The sequence below is a fragment of the Streptomyces sp. NPDC051211 genome, from assembly GCF_040689505.1.
Lineage (GTDB): Bacteria > Actinomycetota > Actinomycetes > Streptomycetales > Streptomycetaceae > Streptomyces.
The window spans coordinates 75,539-100,424 of the sequence record NZ_JBFBAV010000006.1 but is presented as its reverse complement, the minus strand read 5'-3'; the positions used below and the strand labels follow the sequence as shown (position 1 = coordinate 100,424).

Here is a 24,886-nt window from a genome sequence, read left to right as displayed (position 1 = left end):
GCGTGAGACAGATCACTCCACCGCACAGAGGGGGAGCCGATCCTGGGGCCCGAGCCCTTCGAGCGCCTGCGCCGTGCGCACTGCGCTCAACCCGTGAACGCCAGCCTCATTGCCCAGCCGACGGGCGCTCCGCGCCACGCGACGTTCCGTCGTCACATCGCCGGTGATGATGGTGCCCTCGTTCCTCCCTACCGATGCCGCCCGCTTCCCGGACGCGGAGATGCGCTTGTTCACGGGTGGTTCGTCGGGAGCGCCGACAGAACGAGGCACTTTCAGCGTGTGTGCGCAGGCCGCGGACAGCGGGGCGAACAGGGCAGCTCAGCGTAGCGAACAGCCCGCGCAGCGGGCTAGCGGACGGCAATGCCCATTCAGCGCCTCGGGCGAGCCGGAACCGGGTCAACGGCATGACCGACCCGGGCAGTTGGGTGGCCGGGCCGGGTTTGGCGGGATTCGGACCCGGTGGGGGCGGGGGGTCGCCCCGGGGTCGGCCTGAGGGGCAGAATCGGGAGCACGGTTCGGGACGAGGGAGCGGCTGTGGCAGTGGTGGATGGCGTCGGTACGGGGATTCCGGAGCTCGCCGGGGCACCGTTGGTCGGGTCCCTGTTCGACCTCAAGAGCGATTCCCTCGGCACCTATCTGCGGGCCCGGCAGCAGCACGGGGACGTCGTACGGATCAGCGCCGGCCCGCCCGGGCTGCGGGCCGAGCTGCACTGCGTGTTCTCCGCGGAGGGCGCCCAGCAGGTGCTGGCCTCGGAGGCGGCCAACTTCCGCAAGGACAACGCCCTGTACCAGGAGGTGCGGGACTCCTTCGGCAACGGCTTGCTGACCAGCCAGGACGAGGACTACCTGCGGCAGCGGCGGCTGGTGCAGCCGCTGTTCACCCGCCGTCGGGTGGACACGTACGCGGGCGCCGTCGCCGCCGAGACGCAGGCAAGCATCGACGCCTGGCGCGGCGCCCCCGGCGCGGTGGTCGACGTGGCCGAGGAGATGATGGCGCTGGCGCTGCGCGCGGTGGCCCGGATCCTGTTCGGCGCCGATGTCGAGGCCACCGTCGAGGTCGTGGACCGGTGTTTTCCGGTCATCACCGAGTACGTGCTGCGGCGCGGCTACTCCCCCGTGAACGTCCCGCGCAGCTGGCCGACCCCGGGGAACCAGCGGGCGGCGGCCGCGATGGCCGAGCTGTACGGGGTCTGCGACGCGATCATCGCCGACAGGCGGGGAGCCGGCGTGGAGCCGGGCGAGGACCTGCTGACCCTGCTGGCGGCCGCGGAGAACGCCGACGACGCCTCCTTCGACGCGGCCGAACTCCGCGACCAGGTACTGGTGTTCCTGCTCGCGGGGCACGAGACGACCGCGACCTCGCTGGCCTTCGCGCTGCATCTGCTCGCGCTCCACCCCGAGCAGCAGGACCGGGCCCGGGCGGAGGTGTCCCGGGTGCTGGGCGACCGTCCGCCGGAGGCCGCCGACCTGGACCGGCTGCCGTACCTGACGCAGGTGCTGAAGGAGGCCATGCGGCTGTACCCGGCGGCCCCGGTGATCGGGCGCCGGTCGGTCGCCGCCACCGAGATCGGCGGGCACACCGTACCGGCGGGGGCGGACGTGATCCTCGCCCCGTGGGTCACCCACCGGCATCCGCGCTACTGGCCGGACCCGGACCGCTTCGACCCGGAGCGGTTCACCGCGGAGGCGGAGGCCGCCCGGCCGCGGTACGCCTGGTTCCCGTTCGGCGGGGGGCCGCGGGCCTGCATCGGCCAGCACTTCTCGATGCTGGAGTCGGTGATCGCGCTGGCGATGATCCTGCGGGAGTACACGTTCGAGCCGGTGGACCGGGACATCCCGGTCAGCACCGGCATCACCCTGCGCGCCGACGGCCCGGCGCGCTGCCGCATCCGCCCCGTCGGATGACCAGCCTGAGGACCCGTCGGATGACCAGCCGCAGGACCCGCCGGTGAGACGGGCGCGGTGGCCGTGAAGCTGTCCTGGGGCATCACCGAGCACGGGACCTGGCGGCTGGCCGCCGCGGCGCCCGCGCCCGCCCTGCGGCCGGGCGTGCGCGGGTACCGCGGGTACCGGGTGTCGATGGACCTGCCCCAGCGCCGGATCGAGATCCCGAACGGCACCGTGACCATGGTGGTCAACTTCGCGGATCCGGTGCGGGTCTCGAAGGCGGGCTCGCCCGGCCCCGGAGTGCCCTACCGCTCGCTGGTCAACGGCCTGCGCACCGACGCGACCCTCGGCGAGCACGGCGGACGGCTGCACGGCGTCGAGATCCACTTCGCCCCGTGGATGGCGTTCACCGTCTTCGGGACGGCCATGCACGAACTGCGGGACCGGCTGGTTCCGCTCCCCGAGCTGCTGGGCGTCGAGGCGGACCGGCTGCAGGCCGGGCTCGCGCGGGCCGCCGGCTGGCAGGAGCGGTTCGAACTGCTCGACGCCGTACTGCTGGAACGGGCCGCCGCCGGACCGGTGGCCGCCCCGCAGACGGTGTGGGCCTGGCAACGGCTGCTGCGTACGGGCGGCCTGCTGCCGGTCGCCGAACTCGCCCGCGGCACCGACTGGAGCGCCCGCCGGCTGGAGCAGCGGTTCCGCGAGCAGATCGGGCTGTCCCCCAAGTCCGCCTCGCGGGTGCTGCGCCTCCAGCGGGCGCTGCGGATGCTGACCGGCGGGCGGCCCGCCTCCGAGGCGGCGTCGGCGTGCGGGTTCTACGACCAGGCCCATCTGCACCGGGACTTCCGGGAGATGACGGGGTGCGCGCCCGGCCGGTTCCTGTCCTACCGGGGCGGGGGCGGGCGCCCGGTGGACCGGGTGCCGGGGCAGGTGACCAGCGTGCTGCTCTGAAACCGCCGTGGGCCCCGATTCCGTGAGTGCGGTTTTTTCCAATACCGGATCCGGCCGCGCTGGCAGGATGGCGCCCACCTGATCCGACGGGCGCACGGGGGTGGGGCCGGGCGGTGCACTCCGCCCCGCCCCCCCCCCCCCCCCGGCCCCGGGGGGGGGGGCCCGCCCCCCCCCCCCCCGCCCCCCGCCGCCCGCCGGATCCTGGACGGCCGGCCCGGCCACCCTCCCGCCGGCCCGGTCACCCCCTCCCGCCGGCCCGGTCATCTGCCCGCCGCCCGGTCACCGCCCGCCGGCCCGGTCACCGCCCGCCGGCCCGGTCACCGCCCGTCGGCCCGGTCACCTGCCCGTCGGCCGGTCACCGCCCCCGCCCGGTCCCTGCCCGCCCGCCGGTCACCTGCCCGCCGGCACGTGGTTGCCCTGCAGGCGTTCGAGGTCCGCGGGCCGGACCTGGATCGCGAAGAGCGCGATCAACGCCCCGACCAGGGTGAACAGGGCCGCGACCACGAACGCCGCCGAGACGCCCGCGGTGAGGACCTCGTCGCCCCAGGGGTCGGGGAGCCGATTGGTGCGTTCGAACATCAGGAGCTGACCCGGCCGGGCCGTGGCCAGGAAGGCCGGCACCTGCTCTTCGGCCTCGTTGCGGCTGGCCGTGCCGAACACGGTCACCAGGATGGACAGGCCCAGCGAGCCGCCCACCTGCTGCGTGGTGTTCAGCAGTCCGGAGGCGGCGCCCGATTCCCGGTCCGGGACGTTGGACAGTGCCATCAGGGTCAGGGACACGAACTGCATGCCCATGCCGAGGGCGAAGAACAGGATCGGCCCCAGGACGCTGCCCAGGTAGGTGGAGTGGATGTCGGTCCGGGTCAGCCAGCCCAGGCCGGTGGCCGCGGACAGGGCCCCCAGCACCATGAAGGGCTTGGGCCCGAACTTCGGCAGCAGGTGTGCGGTGATGCCGGCGCCGACCGCGACGACCACGCTGACCGGGAGGAAGGCGAGGCCGGCCTGGATCGGGCTGAAGTCGAGCACGTTCTGCACGAACAGGGTGAGGAAGAAGAACATCCCGAAGATCGCGCAGGCCAGGAAGAGCATGATGCCGTACGTTCCGGACCGGTTGCGGTCGGCGAACATGTGCAGGGGGGTGATCGGCTGCCGCGAGCGGCGCTCGATCAGCAGGAAGGAGCCGAGCAGGACCACGGCCGTGCCGAACGAGGTCAGGGTCAGCGGGTCCCGCCAGCCGTCCTGGGCCGCCCGGATGAACCCGTACACCAGGGACACCATGCCGAGGGTGCCGGTCAGCGCGCCCGCGAAGTCGAAGTGTCCGGGGTGCCGTTCGGATTCCCGGATGACCCGCGCCGCGAGCAGGGCGATGACCAGCGCGATGGGCACGTTGACGAAGAGCACCCAGCGCCAGTCGAGCCATTCGACGAGCATGCCGCCGGCCAGCAGGCCGATGGCGCCGCCGCCCGCGGAGACCGCCGCGAACACGCCGAAGGCGCGGTTGCGGGCGGGACCTTCCCTGAAGGTGGTGGTGATGAGGGCCAGGGCGGTCGGTGAGGCGACGGCGCCGCCGACGCCCTGGAGGGCGCGGGCGGCCAGCAGCTGGCCGGCGTTCTGGGCGAACCCGCCGAGCAGCGAGGCCAGTCCGAAGACGAGCACGCCGGTGATGAACACCCGCCGCCGGCCCAGGATGTCGCCGGTGCGTCCGCCGAGCAGCAGCAGTCCGCCGAAGGTGAGGGTGTAGGCGCTGACCACCCACGACAGGCTCTCCGTCGAGAAGCCGAGGGCGGTCTGGATGTGGGGCAGGGCGATGTTGACGATGGTGATGTCGAGAACGACCATGAGCTGACACGAGGCGATGACGAACAGTGCGAGTCCGTTGGCGCGCTCTCGGGCCTTGCCGTCGGTCCGGTCGGTGGATGGCGGAGCCTTGCGGTCCACCCTTCCGACGCTAAGCCCGCCCCGGAGACGTCACCACCCGAATGGCCTAGAGCTGTGGTATTTCACATGTCACACTTCTGCCTCATGGACGCGTTTCTCGATCTCTCGGCCCGCACGCAGCGATTCACGTTCGGCGCCCCGCGCGCCTTCGCCTTCGGCGACGGCGGGCGCCTGCTGTACTTCCTCCGCTCCTCGGGCCCCACCGACCCCTTCGACAGCCTCCGGGTCCTCGACACCGCGACCGGTACGGAGACCCTGCTCGCCGATCCCCGCGCGCTCTCCCCCGAACCCGGCGAACTGCCCGTAGCCGAGCGCCGGCTGCGCGAGCGCACCCGCCTCGTTGCGGCGGGCATCGGCTCGTACGCCCTCTCCGGCGACGGCCGCACCGCGGTGTTCGCCCTGTACGGCCGCCTCTACCGGGTCGCCGCCGACGGCACCGGCGGGCCCCTGGAGATCCCGGCCGCCGGGCCGGCCGTCGACCCCCGCCCCAATGCCGACGGCAGCCGCACCGCCTACGTCACCGACGACGCCCTGTACGTCTCCCCCGGCGGCCGGATCAGCCCGGACGACGGCGCCCGCTGGGGCCTCGCCGAGTTCGCCGCCGCCGAGGAGCTGGGCCGCTCCCGCGGCCACTGGTGGTCCCCCGACGGGGAGACCCTGCTGGCCGCCCGGGTCGACGAGACGGCCCTGCAGCGCCGCTGGTTCACCGACCCCGCCCACCCCGAGCGCCCCGCCGAGGACTTCGCCTACCCCGAGGCGGGCGGCCCGAACGCGGAGGTGCAGCTGTGGGTGCTGGGCGGCCGGGACGGCAGCCGGGTCCGGCTGGACTGGGACGCCGGCACCTACCCGTACGTGTCCGAAGCCGGCTGGGAGAGCGCCGACGAGATCCTGCTGACCGTGCACGACCGGCTCCAGCGCTGCGCGCTGCTGCTCTCCGCCGACCCGGCCACCGGTGCCACCCGCGAGCTGTCCCGCACCACCCACCCCCAGTGGGTGGACACCATGCTCCCCGGCACCCCGGCCCGGCTGTCGGACGGCCGGATGATCACCGCTGCCGACACCCCCGGCGGTGCGGCCCGCGCCCTCGCGCTGGACGGCGTCCTGCTCACCGGCGAGGACGTCCAGGTGCGCCGGCTGGCCGGCGAGCACCAAGGGGGCCTGCTCATCGAGGCGGGGCTGCGCGACCCGGCCGAACAGCAGGTGCTGCTGCTCGACCCGGACTCCGGCAAGCTCACCCCGGTCGCCGACGGGCCCGGGGTGCACAGCGCCGTCGCCGCCGCCGGAACCCTGCTGCTGACCTCGGCCGGCCCGGACGGCGTCCGCAGGACCGTACGCACCGCCGACGGCCGCGAGTTCACCCCGGCCGACCTGTCCGAGCCGCTGCCCTACCGGGTGGTCCCGCAGCTGGCCCGGGTCACCGAGCACGCCCTGCCCACCGCCGTGGTGCTGCCCCGGGACCATGTGCCCGGCCGCCGGCTGCCCGTCCTGCTCCAGGTGTACGGCGGTCCCGGCTTCCAGGACGTGTCCGCGGAGCCGCGCCGCTGGCAGCACCGCCAGTGGTGGGCCGACCAGGGCTTCGCGGTGGTCACCATCGACAACCGCGGCACCCCGTACGTCTCCCCCGCCTTCACCCACGCCATGTACCGCGACTTCTCCGAGGTCACCCTCCGCGACCAGGTGGCGGGCCTGCGGGCGCTCGGCGAACGGCACCCGGACCTGGATCTGGACCGGGTCGGCGTCAAGGGCTGGTCGTACGGCGGCTACCTCGCCGCGGCGGCCGTGCTGCGCCGCCCCGATGTGTTCCACGCGGCCGTGGCGGGCGCCCCGCCCACCGACTTCCGGCACTACGACACCGCCTACACCGAGCGCTACCTGGGTCTGCCCCAGGAGAACCCGGAGGTGTACGAACGGGAGTCGCTCATCGGGGACGCACCCGCCCTGACCAGGCCGCTGATGCTGATCCACGGCCTCGCCGACGACAACGTGCACCCCTCGCACACCCTGCGGCTCTCGCAGGCCCTGACCGACGCGGGCCGCCCGCACCAGGTGCTGGCGCTGCCCGGGGTCACCCACATGACCCCCGGCGGGACGTACGAAAAACTCGCCGTGCAGGAGCTGGAGTTCCTGCGCACCGCACTGGCCCGCTGACACCCACCACCCCCACCCGGCCCCGCCACCGCGCCCAGCGCGGGCGGGACGGCGAAGGGCCCCGGAGACGCCGTTGTCTCCGGGGCCCTTCCCTTCCTCCCGCGGGGCCCCGTCAGTCCCCGGGGAAGTGGCAGGCCACCTCGCGCCCCCGGACGGTCTGCAACGACGGGCGGTCCGTCCGGCAGACGTCCTGCGCCTTCGGGCAGCGCGGATGGAAGCTGCAGCCGGGCGGCGGGGCGGCCGGGCTGGGCGGATCACCGAGCAGGGTGATGCGCTCCCGGCGGCGCTCGGCCGCCGGATCGGGCAGCGGTACGGCCGACAGCAGCGCCCGGGTGTACGGGTGCTGCGGGTCGCCGTACAGGGACTGCTTGTCGCCGATCTCGACGATCCGGCCCAGGTACATGACGGCGACCCGGTCGCTGACCCGCTTCACCACCGACAGGTCGTGGGCGATGAACACGTAGGCCAGGCCCAGTTCCCGCCGGAGCCGCTCCATCAGGTTGACCACCTGCGCCTGGACCGAGACGTCCAGGGCGGACACCGGTTCGTCCGCGATGACCAGGCGGGGGCCGGTGGCGAGGGACCGGGCGATGCCGATGCGCTGCGCCTGGCCGCCGGAGAACTCGTGCGGGTAGCGGTCGATGTGCTCGGGGATGAGGCCGACCAGATCCATCAGCTCGGCCGCCCGGCGGCGGGCGTCGGCCGCGCTCCAGCCCTGCACCAGCAGCGGGTCGGAGATGATCCGGGCCACGGTCTGCCGGGGGTTGAGGGAGGAGTGCGGGTCCTGGAAGACCATCTGGAGGTGGCTGCGCAGCGGCCGCAGCGCGCCCTGTGACATGCGGGTGATGTCGTGCCCGTCGAAGGTGACGCTGCCGGCGGTGGGTTCCAGCAGCCGCACCAGCATCCGCCCGGTGGTGGACTTCCCGCAGCCGGACTCCCCGACCAGGCCGAGGGTCTCCCCGGCGGCCAGGTCGAAGGAGACACCGTCCACGGCCCGCACCGGGGCACCGCGCCGCCCGGTCGCGGACCGCTTCCCGGGGAAGGTCATGGTGAGATCGCGTACGGAGAGCAGGGGGGTCACTGCGCCACCTCCAGGGCGGTGCCCGCGAAGTGGCAGGCCGCCAGCCGGTCCGCCGCGGTGTACGGGCGGAGTTCGGGGCGTTCGGTCGTACAGCGGTCCCGGTGCTCGGCCGGGCCGGCCGCGGCCACCGCGCAGCGCGGGGCGAAGGCGCAGCCGGGGGCCGGTTCCCGCAGCGAGGGCGGGGAGCCGGGGATGGCGCGGAGCGGCTGGTCGTCGGTGTCGTCCAGGCGGGGCAGGGAGTCGAGCAGGCCCCGGGTGTAGGGGTGTGCCGGGTCGGCGAACAGGTCGTCCACCGGGGCCTGTTCGGCGGCCCGGCCGCCGTACATGACGAGCACCTCGTGGGCGACCCGGGCGACCACGCCCAGGTCGTGGGTGATCAGGACCACGCCGAGGCCGCGGTCCTGCTGGAGCCTGGCGATCAGTTCGAGGACCTGGGCCTGGACGGTGACGTCGAGGGCTGTGGTGGGCTCGTCGGCGATCAGCAGGTCGGGTTCGCAGGCCAGGGCCATGGCGATCATCGCGCGCTGGCGCATGCCGCCGGAGAACTGGTGCGGGTACTCCCCGGCGCGGCGGGCCGGTTCGGGGATGCCGACCTCGCCGAGCATGTCGACGGCCCGTTTGCGGGCGGCGGCCCGGCCGGTCCGGAAGTGCACCCGGAAGTGCTCGGCGATCTGCTCGCCGACGGTGTAGTAGGGGTGCAGGCTGGACAGCGGATCCTGGAAGATCATCGCCATTCTGCGGCCGCGGAGCCGGGACAGTTCCCGCTCGCTCAGGCCGGTCAGCTCCTGCCCGGCCAGGGCGATGGAGCCCTCCACGCGGGCGTCGCGGTGCAGGCCCATGACGGCGAGGGAGGTGACGGACTTGCCGGATCCTGATTCGCCGACGATGCCGAGGGTGCGGCCGGCCTCGACGGTGAAGCCGAGGGAGTCGACGGCGGTGACGGTGCCGCGCGGGGTGGTGAAGGCGACGCGCAGATCGCGTACTTCGAGCAGTGGAGCGGTCATCAGTACCTCACCCTCGGGTCGACGACGGCGTACAGGAGGTCGACCGCGAGGTTGGCGACGACGATGAAGAAGGCGGCGAGCAGGGTGACGCCGAGGACCACGGGCTGGTCGGAGCTGATCAGGGCGCCGTAGAAGAGCCGGCCGATGCCGGGGAGTCCGAAGATGGACTCGGTGATGACGGCGCCGGCGAGCAGGCCGCCCAGGTCCATGCCGAAGATGGTGAGGATGGGGGTCATGCCGGAGCGCAGGCCGTGTTTGACGACGACGGTGCGTTCGGGCATGCCTTTGGCGCGGGCGGTACGGATGTACGGCTCGGCCATCGCCTCGATCATGGAGCCGCGGCTCTGCCGGGCGTACATGGCGGCGTAGAGCAGGGCGAGTGCGGTCCACGGCAGCAGCAGGTTCGAGGCCCAGCCGAGGGGGTCGTCGGTGAAGGGCTGGTAGGTGGGGTAGGGCAGCAGGCCGCCGATGCGGATGACTCCGTGGATGAGCATCACGGCGGTGAAGTAGACGGGCAGGGAGGCGGCGGCGACGGCGCCGACCATCAGGGCCTTGTCGACGGCGGTGTCCTTGCGCAGGGCGGCGGTGACGCCGGCGCCGAGGCCGAGGAGGAGCCAGAGGGCGGCGGCGCCGACGGCGAGCGAGGCGGAGACCGGCAGCCGGTCCATCAGCAGGTCCCAGACGGGCAGCGAGTTCTCGTAGCTGTAGCCCAGGCAGGGGAAGTCGCAGCGGACGGCGTACTGGCCGGTGCCGAGGGTGCGGCCGGTGAAGATGCCGGTGAGGAAGTCGGCGAAGCGGCTCAGAAGCGGCTGGTCGAGGCCGAGGTAGTGGCGTACCTCGGCCAGGCGTTCGGCGCTGCAGGTCTTTCCGCAGGCGGCCGCGGCCGGGTCGGCGGGCAGGACGTAGAAGATGAGGAAGGTGACGGCCGCGATGGCGAGCAGGACGCCGGCGAGGGCGAGCAGCCGGCGCACCAGGTAGAGGATCATGTGCGGCCGCCCCTGGGGTCGAGGATGTCGCGCAGGGCGTCGCCGAGCAGGGTGAAGGCGAGCACGGCGAGGAAGAGGAAGGTGCTCGGGATGACGAAGTACATGGGGTCGGTCTCGTAGAAGGCGACGCTCTCGGCGATCATCTGGCCCCAGGAGGGGGTGGGCGGCCGGACGCCGACGCCGAGGTAGCTGAGTGCGGCCTCGGTGCTGATCATTCCGGGGATGAGCAGGGTGGTGTAGGCGATGACCGGGCCGGAGACTCCGGGGAGGATGTCCCGGGTGAGGATCCGCCAGGAGCTGGATCCGCCGACGCGGGCGGCGTCGACGTACTCGCGGTGTTTGAGGGAGAGGGTCTGGCCGCGGACCACGCGGGCGATGCCGGGCCAGCCGAAGAGGCCGATGACGGCGGTCATCAGGAGGATCCGGTTGACGTCCTTGGCCACCGACAGCATCGCGATCATGAAGATCAGCGAGGGGAAGGACATGGTGAGGTCCATGAGCCGGGACAGGACGGCATCGGTGCGGCCGCCGAAGTAGCCGGCGGCGATCCCGGCGGCGGTGCCGGTGAGGACCACGACGGCGGTGGCGGCGAAGGCGATGAGCAGGGAGACCTGGGCGCCGTGCACGACGCGGGCGAACAGGTCGCGGCCGGTGACGGGTTCGACGCCGAGCCAGTGCTCTCCGCTGATCCCGCCGAGGGAGCCGATCGGGAGTCCGCCGAGGTAGGGGTCGACGGCGCTCTTGTCGAACTGGTCCGGGGACCAGCCGCCGAGCGCGGCCAGCCAGGGGGCGGTGACGGCCATCAGGAGGAACAGGGTGACGACGGCGAGGCTGATCTTGACGGCGGGGCGGCGGCGGAGTTCCTGCCGGGCGAGCTGCCAGGGGCTGCTGCCCGGCGGGATCTCCCCGGCCGGTGCGGTGGCGGCGGTGGGGGCCGGGGTGGCGGTGGAGGTCATCAGCCCTGGCTCTTCGCCGGGTCCTTGAGGCCCACGGTGGCGTAGTCGATGGTGCCGGTCCACACGGGGTGGCCGAAGGCTCCGGCGATGTTGGTGCCGATGAGCAGCGGCTTGCGTTCCAGCAGCAGGGGGATGGAGGGGGACTTGGCCATCAGGGCGGCGTCGAGGTCGATCCAGGCCTGGTTGGCGGCCTTGGCGTCGGACATGGCGTTGATCTCGTCGATCTTCTTCATGGTCTCGTCGTCGCGGAACTGGCTGTAGTTGCCCTGGTTGCCCTTGTCCTTGATGGTGCGTCCGTCGAAGACGAAGGGGATCCAGGTGGACCCGGAGGGGTAGTCGGGGCACCAGCCGGTGAGGGTCATGTCGGGGGTGGTGGACAGGTCGCCGATGACGTCGTAGTAGGCGCCGGGGTCGACGGTGTCGACGGTGACCTGCACGCCGGCCCGGGCCAGGCCCTGCTGGATCGCCTCGGCCTTGCCCTTGTCGCCGGTGGACACGGACAGGGAGACCTTGAGGTTCTCCTTGCCGGCGGCCTTGAGGAGCTCCTTGGCCTTGGCGGGGTCGCCGGCCGGCGGGATCTTCAGGGTGTCGGCCTGCTTGCCGCCGGACAGGGCGGGCGGCAGGTAGGCGGTGGCGATCTCGGTGAGGGCGGGGCCGCCGCCGGCGGTGACCAGGGATTCCTTGTCGACGGCGTACTGCAGGGCCTGGCGCACCTTGGGGTCGTTGAAGGGGGCCCGGGAGTTGTTGAGGTGGAGCATCTCGGTGCAGCCCTGGGACTCGGCGAGGAAGCGCTGCTTGACGTCCGGCTTGGGCAGCACCTTGGGGGCGCTCTCGGGCCGCATGTCCATGTACTGGACGGCGGAGGCGTCGGCGCCGGCGCTCGCGATGATGCGGTCGTCGATCTGGCCGCCCTTGAGGCCCATCACGACCACGAACTTGTCCGGGTACGCCTTGCGGACCGGGTCGGTCTTGGCGTCCCAGTGCTCGTTGCGGACCAGGACCAGCTTCTTGTCCCGGTCGTAGGACTCGATCTTGTACGGGCCGGAGGAGAACGGGCGGGCGTCGTACTGGGTGCCCTTCTCCTGGGACTGCGGGACCGGGGCGAAGGTCGGCAGGGTGGCGGTGGCGGAGAACTCGGCGACCGGGCGCTTGAGTTCGAAGACGATGGTGCGGTCGTCCGGGGTTTTGACGGAGTCGAGGTGCTTGCCCTGGAGGGGGCCCTTGTAGCCCTCGGTGCCGGCCAGGTACTGGGCGGCGTAGTCGGGTCCGCCGGTGAGGTCGGGGGCGAAGGAGCGCTCGACGTTGTACTTGATGTCCTGGGCCCTGATGGGCGTGCCGTCCTCGTACTTCACGCCCTCCTTGAGGGTGAAGGTCCAGGTGCGGCCGCCGTTGGAGGGGGTGCCGAGGTCGGTGGCGAGGTCGGGGACCAGTTCGCTGCCGGCCTTGCCGGGCTCGGCCTTGAAGGTGACCAGGGTGCGGTAGAGCAGCCGGATCCCGAAGTCCATCGTGGGCATGGTCCAGTTGCGGGCCGGGTCGAGGTGGGAGAAGTCCTGGTTGGACAGGACGGTGAGGGTGCCGCCCTTCACCGGGGTGCCGCCGAGGATCTTGCCGTTGTTGGCGGCGGCCGGGTTCGCGGCGCCCTGGGTGCTGGCGCCCTTGCCCTTCGAGCCGGTGTCGGAGCAGCCTGCCCCGCCGAGGGCGAGGGCCGCCACCAGGCCGGTGGCTAGGGCGAGTCGGGTGCGCTGGGTCATGGTCACTCCAGGGATGGGCCGCGCTGTGCGGTGGACGCCGCGACGCTCTGCTATGTGACCGGTAACATAGTAATGTGAAATTGCACTGCACAAGAGGCGTGCACCGCCGTTACTCAGCCGTGTCCAAATCCCTTACTCAGCACACGAGTTGGGGCCCGCACCGTTCGGTGCGGGCCCCAACTGCGGCCGGGTCACTGCGCCCAGAGTGAGCGGACGTGTCCGAGGTGCCGCCGCATGCAGGCCTCCGCGCCCGGGGTGTCCCGCTCCAGCATCAGGTCGAGCAGCTCCAGGTGCTCCTCGGCCGAGGACACCAGCAGCCCGGCCTTGTCCAGGCTGGTCAGCCCGTACAGCCGGGACCGCTTGCGCAGATCGCCGACGGTCTCCACCAGCCGCTCGTTGCCCGCCAGGCCCAACAGGGTCAGATGGAAACGGCGGTCGGCCTCCAGATACCCGATCAGGTCGTGCTCGCGGGCGCTGCTGACGATCTCCTCGGCGATGGGCCGGAGTTCCTCCAGCCGCTCCCTCGGGGCGATCTGGGCGACGATGCCGATGGTCGGCACCTCGATCAGCGTGCGCAGCTCCGTGTACTGGTCCAGGTCGCGCTCGCTCATCTCGGTGACCCGGAAGCCCTTGTTGCGGACCGGTTCGACCAGGCCCTCGCGGGCCAGGTCGAGCATCGCCTCGCGCACCGGGGTGGCCGACACACCGAGGTCCGCGGCCAGGGTCGGCGCCGAGTAGACCCGCCCCGGCTCCAGCTGGCCCGCTATCAGAGCTGCTCGGAGAGCATGGCCCACCTGATCACGAAGCCGCTCCTGTGCCTTGATGAGACTGTGCTGCTTCAGGTCACCCATCGCCATCCTCCGAGAAATCGCAGAGGAACAGCGTACAATGTCACGTTTCGCTGTCCGCCCCGGTGGCGAGGTACAGAGCCACCGCCACAGCGAGATCTTCCCAGGCCATGCCCACACTCTTGAAGAGCTGTGGACAGGTCGCCGGCCCCGGACCGGGCTGCCGGCCCGCAACGAGGTCCGCGAGGGTCCCGGTGATGTGACCGGCCCCGATCGCGCCCTCCGCCTCCGGGACGAGCAGGTCCCCGGCCTCGCGGAGCGCCGCCGCGCGCGATTCGACGTACACCGCGGAGCGGCGCACCAGGGCGGTGTCGGTCTCGCGGGCGTCCGGCTCGTGCGAGCCGACCGCGACGACGGTGGCCCCGTCGGCCACCAGCCCTCCGTCGAAGAGGGGTTCGCGGGCGGTGGTGCAGCAGACCACCAGATCGGCTCCGGCCACATCGGCGGCGGTGCCGGTCCGGGCCGGGATCCCCCGCGCGGCCGCGTACCGGGCGAGCCGGTCCGCCCCGGCCCGGCTCCGGCCCACCACCACTGTTTCGGCAAGGTCCCGTTCGGCGTGCAGGGCGTCCAGGTGCCCGTAGGCCTGGGGGCCGGAGCCGAACAGCACCAGCCGCAGCGGCCGGCCGGGCGGTGCCAAGTGCCGGACGGCCAGCGCGGACACCGCCGGGGTGCGCAGTGCGGTGAGCGCCGCGCCGTCCAGCAGCGCGACCGGCTGCAGGGTGGCCCCGTCCAGCAGCAGGTAGCTGCCGGTGATCCGGGGCAGTCCGCGGGCGGGATTGCCCGGCGCCACCCCGGCGACCTTCACACCGGCCCAGGCCCCGGACGCGGCCGGCATCACCAGCAGTTCACCGCCGCCGGCGACGGGCAGGGAGGTGCGCTGCGGGCAGCTCTCGGGGTCGAGGCCGTCCCGCAGCATCCCGGCCAGGGCGTCGGCGGCGGCCACCGGGCCGAGCAGCGCCGCCATCTCTTCGGCGTCCAGCCGCAGCAGATCCTTCACCGCACGCCCCTCACATCAGGTCCTTCACAGGAGGAATCCGGTGCCGAGGCCGTCCCGCGGGTCCAGCAGGAAGGTGTGTTCGCCGGTCCGGTAGGCGGTTCCGGTGACCTCCGTGATGCCGTCGGCCAGCATCCGGCCGGTGAACACGGTGCCCGTCACCGATTCGTGCAGCAGGTCCTCCCCCGCCCCGAGCCGGCCGTCCTCCGCGAGCAGCGCGAGCCGGGCGGAGGTGCCGGATCCGCAGGGCGAGCGGTCGATCTGGCCGTCGGCGAAGACCGTGACGTTGCGCTGGTGCGGCCCGAAGGGGGTGTCGGGCAGTTCCTCGTGGAGGATCACCCCGTAGACCCCCGACAGCAGCGGGCCGTCGGGGTGCCAGGTGGCGGGGTGGGTGGCGAGCGCGGCCCGGATCTCCTGCCCGGTGCGCACCAGGTCGGGCAGGGCCTCCCGGGTCACCCGCAGGCCGAAGTCGCGGGCGGAGGCGGCCGCGTAGCAGGCCCCCGCGTGGGCGATGTCGACCTCGGCGACGCCGACGGAGGTGGCGACGGGCACCTTGCGGGCCGCGACCCGGGCCGGGACGTTGCGGAAGGTGACGCCCGTGGTGCGGCCGCCGGCCCGGTGGACGGTGGCGGTGACCCGGCCGGACGGTACGTCGATCCGCACCTGCGCGTCCCCGTCGTCCGGGGCGGGGACCAGTCCGCTGTCCACCGCCCAGGCGCCGAGCGCCATCGTGCCGTGCCCGCAGGCCGTGGAGTACCCGTCCTTGTGCCAGAACAGCACGCCGAGGTGGGCTCCGTCGTCGTCGGGCGGGACCGGGAACCCGCCGTACATGCCGGCGTGCCCGCGCGGCTCCTGCACCAGCAGGCGCCGTACGTCGTCCAGCGCGCCGCGGCGCGGGGCCGTGCCGGAGCCGCCCGGGCCGATGGCGGTGGCGCAGCGCTCGGCGACGGTGTCCCCGGGCACCGGCGGCAGGCCGCCGGTGACGATCCGGAAGGGTTCCCCGGCGGCGTGGTAGTCGGTGGTCCGGACCGTACTGGTCAAAGGAGGAAGCCTCCGGGGAAGGGGTCGGCCGGATCGAGGAAGTACTGGGCGGTGCCCGTGATCCAGGCCCGGCCGGTGACGGTCGGCACCACCGCGGGCAGCCCACCGACGGTGGTCTCCTCGATCAGCCGGCCGGTGAACTCGGTTCCGATGAAGGACTCGTTGACGAAGTCCGTGTGCAGCGGCAGCAGGCCGCGGGCGTGCAGCTGGGCCATCCGGGCGGAGGTTCCGGTGCCGCACGGGGAGCGGTCGAACCAGCCGGGGTGGATGGCCATGGCGTGCCGGGAGCGGCGGGCGTCGGAGCCGGGGGCGGCGAGGTAGACGTGCTTGATCCCGGCGATGGCCGGGTTCTCCGGGTGCACGGGCCGGTCCGGGCCGGCATTGACCGCGTCCATGATCGCGAGCCCGGCGGCGAGCAGGTCCTCCTTGCGGTCCCGGTCGAAGGGCAGCCCGAGGGCGTCGAGTTCGGCGAAGGCGTAGAAGTTGCCGCCGTAGGCCAGGTCGTAGCCGACCGTGCCGTATCCGGGGACCTCGGCCTTGAGGCCGAGGCCGACGCTGAAGGAGGGGACGTTGGTGAACGTGACGGCCGTCGCCGCGCCGTCCTCGACGCGGACGTCCACGCTCACCAGTCCGGCGGGGGTGTCGAGGCGGACGGTGGTGACCGGCTCGACGGCCGGCACCATGCCCGTCTCGACGAGGACGGTGGCGACCCCGATGGTCCCGTGCCCGCACATCGGCAGCAGCCCGGACACCTCGATGTAGAGCACGCCGAAGTCGGCGTCGGGCCGGGTGGGCGGCTGCAGGATGGCGCCGCTCATCGCCGAGTGCCCGCGCGGCTCGTACATGAGCAGGGTGCGCAGGTGGTCCATGTGCTCGATGAAGTGGAGGCGCTTCTCGGCCATGGTGGCGCCGGGGATCACCCCGACGCCCCCGGTGATGACCCGGGTCGGCATGCCCTCGGTGTGCGAATCCACCGCGTGGTAGATATGACGGGTGCGCATCGGCTTCTCCTGGGTTGTCGTTGCGGCTAGTGGTGACCCTCGGCGAGGGCCTTTTCGGTGGCGGCGCGGACGGCGGCCTCGACCTCCCCGGTGAGCGGGAAGCGCGGCGGCCTGGTGGCCCCGCCGGGACGGCCGGCGAGGTCCATGGACAGCTTGATGGCCTGGACGAACTCGGTCTTGGAGTCCCAGCGCAGCAGCGAGTGCAGGGACTTGTAGAGCGGCAGGGCGGTGTCCACGTCCCCGGCCACGGCGGCCCGGTACAGGGTGGCGCAGGAGGCGGGCAGGGCGTTGGGGTAGCCGGCGATCCAGCCGACGGCGCCGGCCAGGGCCAGCTCCAGCAGGACGTCGTCGGCGCCGATCAGCAGGTCGAGGCCGGGGGCGAGCTCGGCGATCTCGTAGGCGCGGCGGACGTCCCCGCTGAACTCCTTGACGGCGACGATGCTGCCGTCGGCGTGCAGCCGGGCGAGCAGGGCCGGGGTCAGGTCGACCTTGGTGTCGTACGGGTTGTTGTACGCGACCACGGGCAGCCCGGCCCGGGCGACCTCGGCGTAGTGGGCGCGCACGGTGTCCTCGTCGGCCCGGAAGGCGTTGGGCGGGAGCAGCAGCACGGATCCGGCGCCGGCCTCGGCGGCCTGCTCGGCCCAGCGGCGGGCCTCGGCGCTGCCGTACGCGGCGACGCCGGGCATGACCCGCGCTCCGTCGCCGGCCGCCTCGACGGCCGTACGGACGACCCGGGCGCGCTCCTCGTCGGTGAGGGTCTGGTACTCGCCGAGGGAGCCGTTGGGGACGACGCCGTCGCAGCCGTTGGCGATCAGCCAGGCCACGTGCTCGGCGTAGGCGTCGTAGTCGACGGAGTGGTCGGCGCGCATGGGCAGGGTGGTGGCGACCATGATGCCGTGCCAGGGGCGGGAGCGGGCGGGAAGCTGCGCGGAGGTGGCCGCGGGGGTGGGCGCGAGGCTCATGAGGGGACTCCCTTGTGTGGTGTGTGACATTTTACTGTGTGGTATACGGAAGCCACAAGGCTTCCGCGGGACGGGATCCTGCGCGGATCAGTGGTCGGCCGGGGGAAGTTCGGCCAGGTTGCGCAGGGGTACCGGGCAGGAGAGGGGCCGGCGGTCGGGGCCCGGCTCGGTCCCGGCCAGCGCGGCCACGGCCTGGCCGCACATGCGGCCCTGGCACCAGCCCATGCCGGCCCGGGTGAGCAGCTTGACGGTACGGGCGTCCCGGGCGCCGAGCTCCGCCACGGCCTCCCGGATCCGACCGGCGGGGACCTCTTCGCACCGGCAGACGTCGGTGTCCTCGGTGACCCATTCGGTCCAGCCGGGGGCGGGCCGGTGGGCGGCCCCCATGGCCTCGGCGAAGGCGCGCAGGCGGGCCCGGCGGCGGTCGAGCCGGGCGGCGGCGCCGCTGCTGCTGCTCGGGGCGGTTTCGCCGGCCGCGCGCAGCGCGGACGCGATGGAGTGCGCGGCCAGTTCGCCCTCGACCAGGGCCAGCTGGGCGCCGCCGATGCCGCCGGTCTCGCCGGCGGACCAGATGCCGGGCACCGACGTGCGCTGCTCGGCGTCCAGCACCAGCGCCGGTGTGCCGTCGGCGGCGAGCCGGGTGGCGCAGCCGAGGCCGGTGGCGAGCTCCAGTTGCGGGACCAGGCCGTGCCCGACGGCGAGGGCGTCGCACGGGATGCGGCGCCCGGTGCCGGGCACGGGCCGCCAGTCCCGGTCCAGCCGGGCCACGGTGACGGCCTCCACCCGGTCGGTGCCGTGCGCGGCGACGACGGCCTGCCGGGTGAGCAGCCGGACCCCGTGGCGCAGCAGGGCGCTGCCGAACAGGGCGCCTTCGGCGAGCTTGCCCGGGTTGCGGAGCAGGGCCGGCACCCGGCCGGCGTACGCCAGGTAGGAGGCGGCCTCGACCACGGCCGGCACCCGCGCTCCGGCGGCGGCCAGGGATCCGGCGACGGCGAGCAACAGCGGCCCGCTGCCGGCGACGACCACGCGCTTCCCGGGCAGCACGAGCCCGCTCTTGAGCATGGCCTGCGCGCCCCCGGCCCCGATCACCCCGGGCAGCGTCCAGCCGGGGAAGGGCAGTTGCCGCTCGTAGGCGCCGGTGGCGATCAGGACGGCCGAGGCGGTGACCGCCGCCGGCCGCTCCTCGGGCCCGGCGACGGCGTGCAGGGTCCAGACGGCGGGGCCGGCCGCCTCCCCGAAACCGGAACCTGCACCTGCACCTGCACCCGCACCTGCACCGGCGTCAACGCCGGCCGGGCCGGCCGCCGGGACGACCGCCCAGACGTGGTGGCCGGGCAGGTAGGTGACCCGGCCTTCCGCCTCCTCCCTGCGCAGCTGCGCCTCCCGGGTGGCGAAGGCGGACCAGTCGTGGTGCAGGGCCTGCGGCCTGGCCGCGCCGAGGCCGGGGGCCGGGTGGCGGTAGTACTGTCCGCCGGGCCGGTCGCCCGCGTCCAGCAGGGCGACCCGCAGGCCGAGGCCTGCGGCGGTGACGGCGGCGGCGAGCCCGGCCGGCCCGGCGCCGACGATCGCGAGGTCGGCGGTGACGCCCGGCCGGCCGGCCGGTCCGCCGCTCGCTCCGGCGGGCTCAGACGGCGAGTTCGGCACGGCCGGTTCCTTCCTGGGTGGTGACGGTGTCCCCGGCCCGGGCCGGGACCAGGCAGGCCCGCTGGTTGGGCCGCCCGTTGACGGTGACGAGGCAGTCGTAGCAGTTCCCGATCCCGCAGAAGGCTCCGCGCGGCGCGCCCCCGTCCCGGGTGGTGCGCCAGGCCAGGATGCCGGCGCCCCACAGGGCGGCGGCGATGCTCTGCCCGGCCTCGGCCGGGATCTCCCGCCCGTCGAAGCGGATGGCGTACGAGGCTTCGGGCGCCCCGCCGACCAGGCCGCGCGGGGTCCGCGCACGGGCCGCGGGGCCGGCCGCCCGGCCGTCCCGGTCCTGGGGGGTGTTCATCGGCCGGACTCCTTCGGGCAGCGGGCACGGGCGGTACGGAAGCAGGCGGTACGGAGGCTGGCGATACGGAGGCAAGTGGTGCGGAAGCAGGTGGTGCGGGAGCAGGTGGTGCGGGAGCAGGTGGTGCGCAGGCGGCGGCCGGGGCCGGTCTCCCGGCGCGTCATCGCGCAGCCTCCCCGGCGGCGCCGGTCCCGGCCGCGCCGAAGTCGCGGTCGGGGCGGAACGGCGCCGGGTCGAGCGGCGGCCGGGCGCCGGTCAGCGCGGCGGCGATCAGCAGGCCGGTCCCCGGGGCGAGCCCGATGCCGGCGCCCTCGTGCCCGCAGGCGTGCAGCAGGCCCGGCACCCGGGGGTCGGGGCCGATCGCCGGGAGGTGGTCGGGCAGGTAGGGGCGGAACCCGTGGTAGGTGCGCAGCACGCGGACGTCCGCGAGCACCGGGAAGAGCGCCGCGGCCTGTCCGGCCAGCCGCCGCAGTGCCTCGGTGGACAACGAGCGGTCGAAGCCGACCCGTTCGCGGGTGGCGCCGATCAGGACCGGGCCGGCCGGGGTGCCCTCGACCACAGCCGAGGACTGGAGGGCGGCGGAGCCGCTGGCCACGTCGGCGATGTAGTCGGCGGCGTAGACCTTGTGGCGGACGACCCTCGGCAGGGGTTCGGTCACCAGGACGAACCCGCGGCGGGGCAGCACGGGCAGGGTCGTCCCGGCGAGGGCTGCGATCGCGCCGCCCCAGGTGCCGGCCGCGTTCACCACGGCGGGGGCGGCCAGTTCGCGCCGCGGGGTGCGGACGCCCCGTACCGCGCCGGAGGGGTGGCGCAGCACGGCGGTGACCTCTTCGCCCAGGTAGGTCTCGGCCCCCGACGCGGCGAGCAGCCGGGCCGCCGCCTGGGCGGGCTGGACCTGGGCGTCCTGCGGGTAGTGGAATCCGCCGGCCAGGCCCGGGGCCAGGTGGGGTTCGAGGGCGTGGAGGGAGTCGGCCGCGACCTCCACGGCGTCGACGCCCGCCGCCCGCTGCCCCTCGGCGAAGCCGCGCAGGGCCTTCAGGGTGGTCTCGTCGGGTGCGACGACGAGACCACCCTTGGGCTCGTACTCGGTCTCCGGGGGTAGTCCGGAGGCCAGTTCGCGCCACAGTCTCGTGGAGAGCAGCGCGAGGTCGAGCTCGGGGCCCGCCTCCTTGTCGGAGACGAGCAGGTTCCCTTCCCCGGCACCGGTCGTACCGCCGGCGACAGGGCCCCGGTCCACCACGGCCACCGACAGTCCGGCCCTGCTCGCGTAGTAGGCGCAGGCGGCTCCGACGACGCCCGCACCGATGATCACGACGTCCACGACAGTAATATGTCACATTCTTTTGAGGGTGCCCAGCCCCCGCCCTTCCCGGGGGCGGGGCACCGCATCGCACCGGGGCAGGTCAGCCGCGCAGCGGGCCTTCACAGCTGTAGGACGAGGAGCCGGCCACCTTGTTGGACCAGATCTCCACCGGGCCGAAGGAGCAGTTCATGTCGGCCAGGTTGTTGGAGGCCGCGCCCGCCCGGTCGAGGATGAAGTAGTCCACGGTCTCGGACATGTCCTTGAAGTTCTGGTCGTCGCTCCGCCAGTTCTTCAGGTTGGCGCTGATCCGGCCGGTGCAGGTGAAGCGGCGCTTGCCGGGCTCGCCGTTCTCCACGCAGTCCGGGGTGTTGTAGGTGGCGGTGGCGAAGGAGGACTTCACCGAGGCCAGCGCCGAGTCCCGCAGCTGCGCGTTGGGCGTGAACTTCGTGTCGGGCACGAACAGCTCGTCGACCTTGGCGATCTGCGCGTTCAGGAAGCGGTCGTAGTCGCGCTGGAGGTAGGTGTCGGCGCCCAGCCGGTGGCGCCACTCGTCGTACCGGGCGACGTCGTTGTTGCGCAGGTGGGTGTACATCTCGCGGAGCAGCGAGGGCTTCTCGGTCCACAGGAACTCGAAGAACGTGCCCGCGTACGAGTAGAAGCGGAATCCGTCGCCGTCGTAGGTGGCGTTGAGGATCTGCTCGACGTTCATCCGCGGGCCGCCGCCCGCCGTGTCGTTGATGATGCTCCGCACCAGCGACTTGCGGACCGCGATGCCGTTGTCGCGGGTGGCGCCGTCGAAGAACTCGGCGGTGCCCTCGTCCATGGCGGTCGTGCGGTCGCCCTCGTACCAGGGGCCGTCGCCGAAGAAGCCGTGGACGGCGTAGCGGCCGTTGAGGTAGTGCGTGTACTCGTGGCGGAACAGCTCCTCCAGGGTCAGGGAGGAGTCCTGCGGGACGCGCCGCTCGTAGGTGTAGAAGGTGGCGCCGCGCTCGATGTAGATGCCGCCGTTGTTGGTGTCCATCCCGGTGAGGATCGGGTGGTACTGCTCGTAGTCGGCGCGGGAGCCGTACAGCACGATGTTCAGCGTGGTGTTGGGGTCCCCGGCGAGCGGCTGCTCGGTGCCGAGCACCCGGTGGTACTGCGCCTTGACCTGCTTGCTGGCGTAGTACAGCTTGTCGACGGTGGACTGCGGGAGGCCGGTGCGGACCTTGATGGCCCCGTTGTCGTAGGTGTACGTGTACGGGAAGATCTGGCGCTCGATGTCCTCCTTGCACACCCCGTACGGCTTGCAGGCCTCGTAGAAGTTGAGCCAGGACACCAGGCTGGCCCACGGCGCGCTGCCCGAGCCCCAGCCGCTCTTCACCGGCCCGAGCAGCCCGCCGAGGTCGGCCACGATGCCGGCCTTGAGCCCCTCGATCTGGCCGAAGCGGCCGTACTCGCTGAGCGCGTCGCGCCCCACCCAGGCGTTGGCCGAGTCCTTGAGGTGGGTGTATCCGGCGAAGGCCTTGAAGGCCGCCCGGTAGGAGGGGTCGGCGGCCGCCGCCGAGTGGAAGGCCGCGTCCTGGTTGCCCGGGTAGACGCCGAGGTAGTTGACGGACAGTGCGGCCAGGGCGGCTCCGGCCCAGGCGGCGTCGTGGTGGGTGGCGGGGCGGTCCGGGCCCATGGTGGCCAGCACCTTCTTGATCAGGCCGAGCTGGTGCTGGCGCAGACCGGGGGCGCTGGCGGCGTAGAGGGCCTCGCGCAGGGTGTTGGCGTTGGTCTTGGTGACGTCGAAGGTGCGCGGCGCGTTGCCGAAGTCGGCGACGGCCTGGCGCATGGCGGCGACGGTCGGGGCGTCGGTGACGTCGATCTCGTCGCGCCCGTAGTCGTGGTAGGCGACCGCGTGCAGGTAGGTGAACATCTCCTCCAGGTGCGAGGAGTTACGGCCGTCGTGGGAGGCGGCCAGGCTGGATATCCGGCGGGAGACGGCCTGGACGTGGGCGTCGGACATCAGGGGCGCGAGGCGGGCGTCCCAGGTCCAGATGATGTCGCGGAGGCAGCCGTCGGCGAGGACGGCCTGGTCGGCGAGGAAGTCGGCGAACTGCTCGGGGCCGAGGTTCTTGATCCCGTCGAGGGTGCAGGGGACGCCGGCGGCGCGTGCGGTCGGGGCCGTCTGCTGGGCGCGCATGCGGCTCTGCTCGGAGCGCGGGTCCTTGGCCGGGCCGGGCACCTTGGCCTCGGTCTTGGCTTCGGTCTTGGCATCGGCCTTGGCCTGGGCGTTGGTGCCCCCGGGGGCGGGCGCCGGGGCCGGAACCACCTCGGGCGCGGCGGCCAGGCGCTGAACCTCGTCGAACGGGTTCTCGCCGTGCGAGAGGGCAGCGGGGGCGCCGGCGAGGGCGGCGGGCACCGGAGCCGTCTTCTCGGCGGCCTGGGTGACGGCCTGCCCGGCGGAGGCGACGAGGGCGACGGCGACGGCAGTGGCCAGAAGGGAAGAGCGCACAGCTGTGTGCTTGGACACCAAGAACTCCTGGTTGGGGAGGGGAGGTGGGGGATGTGGTGCTGAACTGCCCTGCTTCACGCGGCATTTGACGGGAGTTAACGAGCCGCGGTGTGAGCTGTAACATAGTAATGTGAAATTGCACTGACAAGACCTGTGCGCCCACCAGTTCGCATCATCTTGGGGAGCCCCTGTGACCGACCGCCCCTCCCAGCTCCACATCGGCAGTCATGACCTGCCGGTATCCGCCGAGTTGTCCCGCTTCATGGCGGGAGACTGGGCCCCCTCCCCCCTGCCGGACTCCGAGCGGGTCTCCGCCTTCGCCGTCACCCCGGCCCGCCGGGCCCGGCTCTCCGCCCGCTTCCCGGGCGAGCGGCTGATCGTCCCGGCCGGCGCGCTCAAGGTGCGGTCCAACGACTGCGACTACCGGTTCCGCCCGCACAGCGCCTACGCCTGGCTCACCGGCCTCACCGGCGAGGACCAGGTCGGCCACGTCCTGGTGCTGGAGCCGTCCGGCCCGCACGGCCACGAGGCCGTCCTCTACCTGCGCCCCCGCTCTCCGCGGGCCGACGGCAACGAGGAGTTCTTCCGGGACCGCAGGTACGGCGAGTTCTGGGTGGGTCGGCGTCCCGATCTCGCCGAGGCCGAGCGGCTCACCGGGATCCGCTGCGCCCACCTCGACACCCTGGGCTCACCGGCCGGCCGGGACGCCTCCGATGACACCGAACTGGCCGCCGCACTCTCGGAGTTGCGCCTGGTCAAGGACGCCTGGGAGGTGGCACAGCTACAGCTGGCCGTGGACCACACCGCCGCCGGGTTCGAGGACGTCGTACGGTCCCTGCCGCGCGCACTCGCCCACCCGCGCGGCGAGCGCTGGCTGGAGGGGGTGTTCGGGCTGCGCGCCCGCGCCGAGGGCAACGGCACCGGGTACGACACGATCGCGGCCTCCGGCGCCCACGCCTGCGTACTGCACTGGATCCGCAACGACGGCGCGCTGAACCGCGACGAACTGCTCCTGCTGGACGCCGGGGTGGAGACGGACAGCCTCTACACCGCCGACATCACCCGGACCCTGCCGCTCTCCGGGCGCTTCTCCCCCGTCCAGCGCCAGGTCTACGAGCTGGTCCTGGCCGCCCAGGAGGCGGGCATGGCCGCGCTGCGGCCGGGCGCCAGCTTCCGGGACTTCCACCGGGCGGGCATGCGGGTCATCGCCGAGGGCCTGGCCGAGTGGGGTGTACTGAAGGACGCCGAAGGCGACCTGCACCGGCGCTACACCCTGTGCAGCAGCGGCCACATGCTGGGTCTGGACGTCCACGACTGCGCCAAGGCGCGCGCCGAGACCTACCTGGACGGGGTGCTGGAGGAGGGCCAGGTGCTCACCGTCGAGCCCGGCCTCTACCTCCAGCCCGACGACCTCACCCTCCCCGCCGAACTGCGCGGCATCGGCGTCCGCATCGAGGACGACCTGGTCATCACGGCAGAGGGCGCCCGACTGATGTCGGGCGCCCTGCCGCGCACGGTGGCGGGAATCGAGGAGTGGATGGGGAACCTGCTCGAGGGCTAGAACGTCAC

Annotated in this window: 20 protein-coding genes; 4 read left to right on the top strand and 16 right to left on the bottom strand. The window is 73.2% G+C overall.

Annotated features, from left to right (window positions below):
- Positions 1-12: 12 nt before the first annotated feature.
- Positions 13-234, bottom strand: a complete 222-nt coding sequence (locus AB0447_RS09020) for a hypothetical protein (protein WP_366475891.1) — start codon at positions 232-234, stop codon at positions 13-15.
- Positions 235-534: 300 nt separating this feature from the next.
- Between AB0447_RS09020 and AB0447_RS09015 the strand changes: the two genes are divergently transcribed.
- Together AB0447_RS09015 and AB0447_RS09010 are read left to right on the top strand one after the other, a co-directional pair.
- Entirely contained in the window at positions 535-1,905 is a 1,371-nt protein-coding gene (locus AB0447_RS09015; RefSeq protein ID WP_366475889.1) for a cytochrome P450, read from the top strand.
- 57 nt (positions 1,906-1,962) lie between these two features.
- Positions 1,963-2,838, top strand: a complete 876-nt coding sequence (locus AB0447_RS09010; protein WP_366475888.1) for a helix-turn-helix domain-containing protein — start codon at positions 1,963-1,965, stop codon at positions 2,836-2,838.
- 390 nt (positions 2,839-3,228) lie between these two features.
- Here the strand turns inward: AB0447_RS09010 and AB0447_RS09005 are convergent, their stop codons facing one another.
- Positions 3,229-4,704, bottom strand: coding sequence for an MFS transporter (locus AB0447_RS09005; protein WP_366476007.1), 1,476 nt, complete (start codon positions 4,702-4,704; stop codon positions 3,229-3,231).
- A 156-nt stretch (positions 4,705-4,860) separates the two neighbouring features.
- Here AB0447_RS09005 and AB0447_RS09000 point away from each other — a divergent pair, with 156 nt between their 5' ends.
- Positions 4,861-6,924 carry a prolyl oligopeptidase family serine peptidase gene (locus AB0447_RS09000; RefSeq protein WP_366475887.1) on the top strand — a complete coding sequence of 688 codons (2,064 nt, stop codon included), beginning with the start codon at positions 4,861-4,863 and terminating at the stop codon, positions 6,922-6,924.
- Positions 6,925-7,036: 112 nt separating this feature from the next.
- Here AB0447_RS09000 and AB0447_RS08995 read toward each other — a convergent pair whose 3' ends face one another.
- The 14 genes from AB0447_RS08995 to AB0447_RS08930 form a co-directional block, all read right to left on the bottom strand.
- Positions 7,037-7,972 carry an oligopeptide/dipeptide ABC transporter ATP-binding protein gene (locus AB0447_RS08995; protein ID WP_366476006.1) on the bottom strand — a complete coding sequence of 312 codons (936 nt, stop codon included), beginning with the start codon at positions 7,970-7,972 and terminating at the stop codon, positions 7,037-7,039.
- Between the two features lie 29 nt (positions 7,973-8,001).
- Positions 8,002-9,009, bottom strand: a complete 1,008-nt coding sequence (locus AB0447_RS08990; RefSeq protein WP_366475886.1) for an ABC transporter ATP-binding protein — start codon at positions 9,007-9,009, stop codon at positions 8,002-8,004.
- The gene (locus AB0447_RS08985) at positions 9,009-9,995 is read right to left on the bottom strand and encodes an ABC transporter permease (protein WP_366475884.1); all 987 of its coding nucleotides are present in this window, start codon (positions 9,993-9,995) and stop codon (positions 9,009-9,011) included. The genes AB0447_RS08990 and AB0447_RS08985 overlap by 1 nt, the downstream gene beginning before the upstream one ends.
- Positions 9,992-10,951, bottom strand: coding sequence for an ABC transporter permease (locus tag AB0447_RS08980; protein WP_366475883.1), 960 nt, complete (start codon positions 10,949-10,951; stop codon positions 9,992-9,994). Before AB0447_RS08980 ends, AB0447_RS08985 begins: the two co-directional genes overlap by 4 nt.
- Positions 10,951-12,702, bottom strand: a complete 1,752-nt coding sequence (locus AB0447_RS08975; protein WP_366475882.1) for an ABC transporter substrate-binding protein — start codon at positions 12,700-12,702, stop codon at positions 10,951-10,953. The genes AB0447_RS08980 and AB0447_RS08975 overlap by 1 nt, the downstream gene beginning before the upstream one ends.
- Positions 12,703-12,893: 191 nt before the next feature.
- The gene (locus tag AB0447_RS08970; RefSeq protein WP_366475881.1) at positions 12,894-13,553 is read right to left on the bottom strand and encodes a GntR family transcriptional regulator; all 660 of its coding nucleotides are present in this window, start codon (positions 13,551-13,553) and stop codon (positions 12,894-12,896) included.
- A gap of 40 nt (positions 13,554-13,593) precedes the next feature.
- A complete protein-coding gene (locus AB0447_RS08965) occupies positions 13,594-14,547 on the bottom strand; it encodes an ornithine cyclodeaminase family protein (RefSeq protein WP_366475880.1) in 954 nt (317 codons plus the stop codon).
- 24 nt (positions 14,548-14,571) lie between these two features.
- Positions 14,572-15,585: a proline racemase family protein gene (locus tag AB0447_RS08960; RefSeq protein WP_366475879.1), complete on the bottom strand. Its 1,014-nt coding sequence runs from the start codon at positions 15,583-15,585 to the stop codon at positions 14,572-14,574.
- Positions 15,582-16,586 carry a proline racemase family protein gene (locus AB0447_RS08955; RefSeq protein ID WP_366475878.1) on the bottom strand — a complete coding sequence of 335 codons (1,005 nt, stop codon included), beginning with the start codon at positions 16,584-16,586 and terminating at the stop codon, positions 15,582-15,584. Before AB0447_RS08955 ends, AB0447_RS08960 begins: the two co-directional genes overlap by 4 nt.
- Positions 16,587-16,612: 26 nt before the next feature.
- Positions 16,613-17,548, bottom strand: coding sequence for a dihydrodipicolinate synthase family protein (locus AB0447_RS08950; RefSeq protein ID WP_366475877.1), 936 nt, complete (start codon positions 17,546-17,548; stop codon positions 16,613-16,615).
- An 87-nt stretch (positions 17,549-17,635) separates the two neighbouring features.
- Positions 17,636-19,114: an NAD(P)/FAD-dependent oxidoreductase gene (locus tag AB0447_RS08945; RefSeq protein ID WP_366476005.1), complete on the bottom strand. Its 1,479-nt coding sequence runs from the start codon at positions 19,112-19,114 to the stop codon at positions 17,636-17,638.
- Between the two features lie 58 nt (positions 19,115-19,172).
- Positions 19,173-19,535, bottom strand: a complete 363-nt coding sequence (locus tag AB0447_RS08940) for a (2Fe-2S)-binding protein (RefSeq protein ID WP_366475876.1) — start codon at positions 19,533-19,535, stop codon at positions 19,173-19,175.
- Between the two features lie 160 nt (positions 19,536-19,695).
- Complete coding sequence (locus tag AB0447_RS08935; protein WP_366475875.1) at positions 19,696-20,856, bottom strand: FAD-binding oxidoreductase; 1,161 nt, start codon at positions 20,854-20,856, stop codon at positions 19,696-19,698.
- An 82-nt stretch (positions 20,857-20,938) separates the two neighbouring features.
- Positions 20,939-23,335, bottom strand: coding sequence for a collagenase (locus AB0447_RS08930; protein ID WP_366475874.1), 2,397 nt, complete (start codon positions 23,333-23,335; stop codon positions 20,939-20,941).
- A 172-nt stretch (positions 23,336-23,507) separates the two neighbouring features.
- Between AB0447_RS08930 and AB0447_RS08925 the strand changes: the two genes are divergently transcribed.
- The gene (locus AB0447_RS08925) at positions 23,508-24,878 is read left to right on the top strand and encodes an aminopeptidase P family protein (RefSeq protein ID WP_366475873.1); all 1,371 of its coding nucleotides are present in this window, start codon (positions 23,508-23,510) and stop codon (positions 24,876-24,878) included.
- Positions 24,879-24,886: the final 8 nt, after the last annotated feature.

Coding starts and splice junctions, on each gene's coding strand:
- AB0447_RS09000 (WP_366475887.1), top strand. CDS start 4,861: ATGGACGCGTTTCTCGATCTCTCGGCCCGCACGCAGCGATTCACGTTC.
- AB0447_RS08995 (WP_366476006.1), bottom strand. CDS start 7,972: ATGACCTTCCCCGGGAAGCGGTCCGCGACCGGGCGGCGCGGTGCCCCG.
- AB0447_RS08990 (WP_366475886.1), bottom strand. CDS start 9,009: ATGACCGCTCCACTGCTCGAAGTACGCGATCTGCGCGTCGCCTTCACC.
- AB0447_RS08985 (WP_366475884.1), bottom strand. CDS start 9,995: ATGATCCTCTACCTGGTGCGCCGGCTGCTCGCCCTCGCCGGCGTCCTG.
- AB0447_RS08980 (WP_366475883.1), bottom strand. CDS start 10,951: ATGACCTCCACCGCCACCCCGGCCCCCACCGCCGCCACCGCACCGGCC.
- AB0447_RS08975 (WP_366475882.1), bottom strand. CDS start 12,702: ATGACCCAGCGCACCCGACTCGCCCTAGCCACCGGCCTGGTGGCGGCC.
- AB0447_RS08970 (WP_366475881.1), bottom strand. CDS start 13,553: ATGGGTGACCTGAAGCAGCACAGTCTCATCAAGGCACAGGAGCGGCTT.
- AB0447_RS08955 (WP_366475878.1), bottom strand. CDS start 16,586: ATGCGCACCCGTCATATCTACCACGCGGTGGATTCGCACACCGAGGGC.
- AB0447_RS08950 (WP_366475877.1), bottom strand. CDS start 17,548: ATGAGCCTCGCGCCCACCCCCGCGGCCACCTCCGCGCAGCTTCCCGCC.
- AB0447_RS08940 (WP_366475876.1), bottom strand. CDS start 19,535: ATGAACACCCCCCAGGACCGGGACGGCCGGGCGGCCGGCCCCGCGGCC.